Origin of the sequence: Cupriavidus sp. SK-4, from assembly GCF_000611125.1 — a bacterium.
Taxonomy (GTDB): Bacteria; Pseudomonadota; Gammaproteobacteria; order Burkholderiales; family Burkholderiaceae; genus Cupriavidus; species Cupriavidus necator.
The window spans coordinates 52,408-58,763 of the sequence record NZ_JFJW01000136.1 but is presented as its reverse complement, the minus strand read 5'-3'; the positions used below and the strand labels follow the sequence as shown (position 1 = coordinate 58,763).

5 protein-coding genes and 1 pseudogene are annotated in these 6,356 nt (G+C 68.0%); all 6 read right to left on the bottom strand.

Going from position 1 to position 6,356, the window contains the following annotated elements:
- Positions 1 to 162: 162 nt before the first annotated feature.
- Complete coding sequence (locus CF68_RS27370) at positions 163 to 1,581, bottom strand: MFS transporter (protein WP_035825072.1); 1,419 nt, start codon at positions 1,579 to 1,581, stop codon at positions 163 to 165.
- Positions 1,582 to 1,819: 238 nt separating this feature from the next.
- Positions 1,820 to 2,776 carry a PDR/VanB family oxidoreductase gene (locus tag CF68_RS27365; RefSeq protein ID WP_035825069.1) on the bottom strand — a complete coding sequence of 319 codons (957 nt, stop codon included), beginning with the start codon at positions 2,774 to 2,776 and terminating at the stop codon, positions 1,820 to 1,822.
- Between the two features lie 25 nt (positions 2,777 to 2,801).
- Positions 2,802 to 3,776: a VOC family protein gene (locus CF68_RS27360; protein ID WP_035825067.1), complete on the bottom strand. Its 975-nt coding sequence runs from the start codon at positions 3,774 to 3,776 to the stop codon at positions 2,802 to 2,804.
- Positions 3,777 to 3,799: 23 nt separating this feature from the next.
- Positions 3,800 to 5,278 (bottom strand): aldehyde dehydrogenase, encoded by a 1,479-nt coding sequence (locus CF68_RS27355; RefSeq protein WP_035825065.1) that lies wholly within the window; start codon positions 5,276 to 5,278, stop codon positions 3,800 to 3,802.
- 40 nt (positions 5,279 to 5,318) lie between these two features.
- Positions 5,319 to 6,119 (bottom strand): aspartate dehydrogenase, encoded by an 801-nt coding sequence (locus CF68_RS27350; RefSeq protein WP_035825062.1) that lies wholly within the window; start codon positions 6,117 to 6,119, stop codon positions 5,319 to 5,321.
- 12 nt (positions 6,120 to 6,131) lie between these two features.
- Positions 6,132 to 6,356 (bottom strand): annotated as a pseudogene (locus CF68_RS38725) (hypothetical protein); the annotation flags it as partial.

Here is a 6,356-nt window from a genome sequence, read left to right as displayed (position 1 = left end):
GGGTTCGTCCAATAGTCCGTCGACGTAGGCACCAGACAGGGTGCGTAGCAGGGTCGAACCACCAACGCCGTGGAATGGATGGCCAGCCGCCCAGGCGACGCGTTTCTTGCCTACGCCCGCCAAGAGCCACAAGCCGTCCACATGACAACGCGCCCCCCAAACTCACACCTCCAACTCCTCCAGCACCCGCCCCTTGGTCTCGATGCCAAGGAAATGCACGGTGACAGCCGCCAGCGCCGGCACCACGGACAGCGCGAAGAAGGCGACGCTGAGGTTGCCGCTGCCAATGGTGCTGGCGATCAGGCCAGGCGCGAAGATCGCCGCCAGCTTCAGCCACGCCCCACCCAGCCCGCACCCCATCGCCCGCACGCTGGTCGGATACAGCTCCGGCGTATAGACATAGGCGGTGATAAAGCCGCTGGCCAGGAAGCCCATCGCCAGCGCGCAGAAGGTCGCTACCACATACACGTTCGAAGCGTGGAACACCCCCGCCAGCACCAGCGACAGCGCGCACAGCAGGAACGACACGTTGATCACCGGCTTGCGGCCCACCTTGTCGACGATCATTGCGCACACCAGCGAACCGACCATGCCCAGCACCGAGGCACCGGCGGCAAGGTTCAGCGCCAGCTGCAGCGGCGCGTGGTAGACGGTCTTGTAGACCGTGGGCAGCCACGTCGACAGCCCGTACTGGATAAAGCCGCAGGTCGCCCACAACATCCATACCGCCAGCGTGCGGCCGAGGTAGGCCTTGCTGACCAGGTCACGCACGCGCCGGCGCGGGTGCTGAGTCATGCGGTCGTAGCTGCCGGCATTGACCGGCGGCGGCAGCGGACCCTTGGCGCGCGCCTCGAACGCACGCAGTGCGGCATCGGCTTCTTCAAGACGGCCTTTCTCCGCCAGCCAGCGCGGCGATTCCGGGATCACGCGGCGCAGGATGAAGAACAGCACCAGCGGCACGCCGCCGATGAAGTACATCACCTCCCAGCCGTAATGCGGCACCAGCCAGGCGCCAACGCCGTTGGACACCATCAGGCCGATCGGGAACACCACCTCGTACAGCAGCACGAAGCGCCCACGGCCATGCGCGCGCGTGACATCGTTGATATAGGTGGCGGCCACCGGCAGCTCACCGCCAAGGCCGAGGCCCTGCACGATGCGCAGCAGCAAGAATATCTCGAACGACGGCGCAAAGCCGCAGGCAATACTCATCAGGCCGATGATGCCCGCGCTCCAGCCGATCGAGCGCAGCCGGCCGAAACGCTCGGCCAGGCCCGGAAACAACAGCGCCCCGACCAGTTGGCCGACTGACGGCGCCGCGATCAGGAAGCCGATCTGGCCCGGTGTCAGCGACCACTGCGCGATCAGCAGCGGCAGCGTGGCGGCGATGGCGATGACGTCGAAGCCATCGAAGAAGGTGGCCAGGCCGATCAGCAGCCGGGCGCGGATATGCATGGCGTTGCCCGGCATGCGCTCGATGCGGGCAACGATATTGCCGCGCGTGAGCGGGCCGCTGCGGGCCGCCGCCGCGCTCTGGCCGGCGCTGTCGGCCGTGGTCACGATACCTGCGGTGGCGGCCACCGGTGCGCCGGGGGACGCTGCGTCTTGTCTCTGGGTCAGCACGGGATTTCTCGGTTTGATTCTGGGGCGGCCCGGCATGCGGGAAGATTGCTCCTCTCTCCGGCTTGCGGGAGAGGGGCCGGGGGTGAGGGGCGGCGGTTCTGGTGGCGTGGTGCCTTGCCAAACCACCCCTCACCCTGCCCTCTCCCCATGAGGGGAGAGGGGAACACCATCGGTGTCCAAAGGCTGTGCGGCAGGATTACAGGTCGAGCACCAGCTTGCTGCCCTTGCACCCCGACACGCACACCATCATGGTCTTGTTGCTGGCGCGCTCGCTGTTGCTGAGCACGCTGTCACGATGGTCGGGGCAGCCTTCCAGCACCGCGGTCTCGCACGAGCCGCACACGCCTTCACGGCAGCTGTAGTCCATCTGCACGCCGGCATCGAGCAGCGCGTCCAGCAGCGACTTGCCGGACGGCACCTTGACGGTGGTGCCGGTGCGCGACAGCGACACGGTGTACTCGCCCTCCTGCACCGCCTCGGTCGAGGGGTCGGCGGCAAAGCGCTCGATGTGCACGTTCGGGTAGCCATGCGCTTCGCAGGCAGCCTCGAACGCCTTCAGCATCGGGCCGGGGCCGCAGCAGTAGAAGTGCGTCTGCACGTCCTGGCCGGCCAGCATCGCGTTCAGGTCCGGCGGCACGCCGGCCTCGTCGTCGAAGTGAAGGCGCACGGCATCGCCATGGGCCGACAGCTGTTCGACGAATGCGGCCTCGGCACGCGAACGGGCGCAGTAGATCAGCGTGAACGACTTGCCCAGTTCGGCCAGCCGGCGCGCCATGCAGACGATCGGCGTGACGCCGATGCCGCCGGCGACCAGCACGGTGTGCGCGGCGCTTTCGTCCAGCTCGAAGTTGTTGCGCGGCGCGCCCACGGTCAGCGTGGCGCCCACGCGCAGCTGCTCATGCACGTAGCGCGAACCGCCGCGGCTGCCGCGGTCCAGCAGCACGCCCACGGTGTAGCGCTGGCGCGCTTCGGGCGCGCCGCACAGCGAGTAGCTGCGCACCAGGCCGTTGCCCAGGTGCAGGTCGATATGGGCGCCCGGGCTGTACTCGGGCAGGGTCTTCCCTTCGGGATCTTGCAGTTCGATGCTGACCACGCCGCGCGCTTCATAGCGCATGGCGTGGACGCGCAGGGTCAGGGACTGGTGGGCACTCATTGCTGCTTCCTTCGATTGCTGCTACTTACCGCTTCTCGGTCAGGAACTTGCCTGCCGGTCCGCCCGCGTTCTTCTGGCGGCGGGTGTTGCCGTCGATGCCGCCTTCGATCGCCCATTCGGCGAACATGGTCGGGCCCGGCTCGAAAGCGCGCGGCTCCCAGTGTTCGTCGAGCTGGTCTTCGTCGGCGTAGTACTCGATCAGGCCGCCGGCCGGGTTCTTGAAGTACCAGAAGTAGGCCGACGAAATCGGATGCCGGCCCGGGCCGAGCTGCGTGTCCCAGCCCTTGCGCGAGACATGCATGCCGCCGCCGAAGACCTCGTGGATATCGCGCACGGTGAAGGCAACGTGGTTCAGGCCGCTCTTGGGTTCCGGCAGCTGCAGCAGGAACAGGTCGTGGTGGCCGCCTTCGGGCGTGCAGCGCAGGAAGGCGCCGCGGTCCGGGTAGCGGTCCGACGGCACGAAGCCGAATTTCTCGACATAGAAGCGCTCCGTGGCCTTGACGTCCTTGACGAAGAACACCACGTGGCCCACTTCGATCGGGGTGGCGTGGTCGTAGATCGGGCTGCGCTGGTTCAGGCGCGGCTTGTCGTTCCACGTGTTCATCAGCGCGCATTCGACCTGCACGTCATGCTTGCGCGTGACCTGGAAACGCACCGCCAGGCCGTTCGGGTCGGTGCAGCCCACGCGCAGCGTATCGCCCTCGCCTTGCTTCACGAAGCCCGGCGCATCGGCAATCGCCTTGGCAAGCTCGTCCAGCGAGGCTTGCGATTCCACGCCCCACACCACTTCACGCAGCGTCGGGCCGGCCTCGATCGCGGGCGGCAGCGTGGCATCGTCGATGCGGCGCACCAGCACGCGGCAGCCGTTCAGCGTTTCGAAATCCAGGCCCTGCGCGTCGTCGCGCTTGATGGCCAGGCCCCAGTCGGTGAAAAAGCCACGGCAGGCGTCAAAGTCATCCGCGCCGTAGACGATCTCGTCGATCCCCAATACCTTGATCATTGCTTCTCTCCAGCCTGCCGGGTTCAGTGGTTGGCCCACGGCAGCGGTTGTTCGTTCAGGCCCCAGTACACGCTCTTCTGCTCCATGTACTGCAGGATGCCAAGCCGTCCCTTCTCGCGGCCCAGGCCGCTGTCGCGCCAGCCGCCGAACGGCGTCGCGATCGAGAACTGCTTGTAGGTGTTGATCCACACATTGCCCGCCTGCACGGCGCGTGCCACACGCCAGGCGCGCTTGTAGTCGCGCGTCCAGATGCCCGCGGCAAGCGCATAGACGCTGTCGTTGGCCTGCGCGATCAGGTCGTCCTCGTCGTCGAACGGGATTGCGACCAGCACCGGCCCGAAGATCTCTTCCTGGCTGATGCGGGCGTTGTTGTCCAGCCCTTCGATGATGGTCGGCGTGTAGAAATAGCCGTTGGGCAGGCCGGCCACGTCGGGACGCAGGCCGCCGGTGCGCAGCTGGCCGCCCTCTTCCACGCCTGCGGCGACGTACGACTCGATGCTGTCGCGATGGCGGTCGGTGATCAGCGGGCCCATCTGGGTGCGCTCGTCGGCCGGGTCGCCCACGCGCAGGTGCGCGGCGCCGGCGGCCAGGCGGTCGATAAAGGCCTCGTACTGCGAGCGCGCCACGAACAGGCGCGAGCCGGCGATGCACGACTCGCCCGACGAGCTGAAGATGCCGTACAGCACGCCGTTGACCGCGTGATCCAGGTCGGCATCGTCGAACACCATGGTCGGCGACTTGCCGCCCAGTTCCAGCGAGACCGGCATCATCTTGTCGGCGGCGATATGGGCGATGTGCTTGCCGGTGGTGGTGCCGCCGGTGAACGACACGCGGCGCACCAGCGGATGCTTGGTGATGGCGTCGCCGATGACCGAGCCCTTGCCCGGCAGCACGCTGACCAGGCCCTTGGGCACGCCGGCCTCTTCGCAGATACGCGCCAGTTCCAGCGCCATCAGCGGGGTGACTTCAGCGGGCTTGACCACCACGGCGTTGCCCGCGGCCAGCGCCGGCGCCATCTTCTGCGCCTCGCTGGCGATCGGCGAGTTCCACGGCGTGATCGCCGCGACCACGCCCATGGGCTCGTACACGCTCATGGTCAGGCAGTCGCCGCGCTGCGGCGTGATGGCTTCTTCCAGCGTCTCGCAGGCGGCGGCAAAGAACTGGAAGGTGCCGGCGGCGCTGGCCACCAGGGCGCGCGTCTCGCTGATCGGCTTGCCGTTGTCCAGGCGCTGGCGCTGGGCCAGTTGCTCGCCCTTGGCGCGGATCAGCTCGGCCACGCGGTACAGGACCGCGGCGCGCTCATGCGGCTTGCGCTGGGCCCAGCCGCTGGTGAGGAAAGCCTGGTGGGCGCCCTGCACCGCTTCTTCCACGTCCGCCAGGCTGGCGGCGTTGAGTTCGGCCACCACTTCGCCGGTGGCCGGGTAGCGCGTGCCGTAGCGGTCGCCGGTCCCCAGGCGCCATTCGCCCGCGATGCAGATGGGGAGTACTTCTTGCGTCTTCATTGTCGTTGCCTGCTAAGTCTGTGGGGCGTGGCTGCCGGGACTAGATCGATACCGCGTGCGCGCGGTTGCCCAGTGCGCGCACCACGCTGAACACCGTCAGCGCGGAAGTCTTGGGGTTGGCCGCGAGCGGCTTGCCGCGCATGGTCAGCTCGAAGCCGCCGAAGGCGCCGCGCGCTTCCACGTGATGCACGTTCTCCACCGCATGCGGGTCGGCCAGCAGCTTCACCGAGGTCCGGTCCAGGCCCAGGCCTGCCAGCGACACCGTGGCGGCCACGTTGGCGTTCTTGGGATACAGGCGCGCCGCGTCGCGGGCCGTGCCTTCGAAGATCACGGTCGCCTCGGTCAGCGCATCCAGGTCAAAGAGCTGCTCGGCCGGCGTGCCGGCCCAGGCGCGAGCCGGCTTGCGGCCGGTGTAGATCACTTCATCCAGCCCGCCGACACGCGCCGCGGCCAGCGCATCGATCGCGCCGATCGCACCCGACAACAGCTGCACCTGCGTGCCGCCGCGGCGCGCGGCCGCTTCCAGCCGCTCGGCCATGCCGGGCTCCGATAGCGCGCCCACCGACACCACCATGCACGGGATGCCGCGTTCCAGCGCCGGCACGATGTGCTCTTCCAGCGCATGGTGGCCGGCGCACTCGACCAGCAGGTCGGGACGCTGGTCGTCCAGGTGCGTCGCCACGCGGGCGCCAGGCGCCAGCGCGGTGACCGCGTCGCGGGCCTCGTCCATCGTGTGCTCCGGCACGATCACCACGTCGAACACCACGTCGGGATCGCTCTTGAGCAATTCCATCACGCCGCGGCCGATCGCGCCGCAGCCAACCATGGACACATGCAGCATCTCCGGTCTCCCTCAGGCGGTGACAGTGGTTTGTTCGCGCGCCGGCTCTTCGTTGTCCTTGTTCACCGGGGGGCCGGCAAAGATGGTCTTGAAGGAACCGATCGACAGCATGTCGATTTCGAGCAGGAACGGGCCGGACTCGGCCGTGGCCGCTTCCAGCGCGGCACCCACGTCTGCCAGGTTGCTCACGCGGGCATGGCGCAGCGCCAGCGACTTTGCCAGCGTGGCGTAGTCCGG